General features: G+C 37.4%; 2 protein-coding genes. Both read right to left on the bottom strand.

Annotated elements, in window-relative coordinates; translation table 11 throughout:
- Positions 1-488: 488 nt before the first annotated feature.
- Positions 489-872 carry a 50S ribosomal protein L17 gene (rplQ, locus tag LFYK43_RS09090; RefSeq protein WP_124977586.1) on the bottom strand — a complete coding sequence of 128 codons (384 nt, stop codon included), beginning with the start codon at positions 870-872 and terminating at the stop codon, positions 489-491.
- 36 nt (positions 873-908) lie between these two features.
- Positions 909-1,105, bottom strand: a 197-nt coding sequence (locus LFYK43_RS09095; protein WP_305775329.1) for a DNA-directed RNA polymerase subunit alpha C-terminal domain-containing protein, incomplete at its 5' end; no start/stop codon positions are given.

A 1,105-nucleotide genomic window follows, 5' to 3' on the forward strand; every position in this document is an offset into this window, starting at 1 on the left:
AAGCACTAATTTGTTGTCCTTTTTTAAGTAAAGACGATTCACTCTTTAAAATTTCGACTAATTCAGCTACAATATTATCCATGGGGCTATTATCCTCTTTTCATGTTTTGTGATGATTACATGTATAAGGATAATAGTCCTTTTTGATGTTTAGCAAGCACTATTTTTAGGTTGCACAACTTTGTGAACATTCAAACTAGAAGAAAAAGCCCTAATTTTTTAAAACCAACCAAAACTTTACACTTAGAATTTGACCTCAAACCGGCTCGACCCAATGAACTTCCAGTAAACAAAAAAACTTCCAGAACTTAAGCTGGAAGCTTTACGAAAAATTTCAAAAATCTGGTCAAATAAAAAATCACTTTTTATGACGATATTTTCACAGTAAACTGCTACTTAAAGCTAGACTCGGTTTCACCCATCATCATAACGCCTTTCCATCGCCATAAAAGTGACACTTGTTAATTTATTTTTAGCTGTAGTAAAAATTAATCAACTAATTCTAAAACAACCATTTGGGCTGCATCGCCGCGACGTTGATCCATCTTAAGGATCCGAGTATAACCACCGTTACGCTCAGCATAGCGAGGAGCAACTTCATCAAACAGTTTTTGCAAAGCAGTTTGGATAGTAACTTTGTCTTCGTCTTCTTTAACGTCTGCAACAACATCCATCATGTATGCAGCTGCACGACGACGTGAAGCCAAGTCACCTTTTTTACCTAAAGTGATCATTTTTTCAACGAACTTACGTGCTTCTTTAGCACGTGCTTCAGTTGTAACAACTTGCCCGTTAACGATCACATCAGTCGTCAGGTTACGCAACATTGCTTTACGATGAGCGCTGTCACGTCCTAATTTACGGTATGCCATGAACAAATTCCCTCCCTTGTAAGTTAGTTAATAAAATTAGTCATCATGACGCAATGATAAGTCTAAATCAGACAACTTAGCCTTAACTTCTTCTAATGACTTCCGACCTAAATTGCGGACCTTCATCATATCTGCTTCCGACTTGTTGGTCAATTCCTGGACGGTATTGATACCAGCACGTTTCAAACAGTTATATGAGCGAACCGACAAATCAAGTTCTTCGATCGTCATTT

Source organism: Ligilactobacillus salitolerans (assembly GCF_003864415.1).
GTDB classification, from domain to species: Bacteria; Bacillota; Bacilli; order Lactobacillales; family Lactobacillaceae; genus Ligilactobacillus; species Ligilactobacillus salitolerans.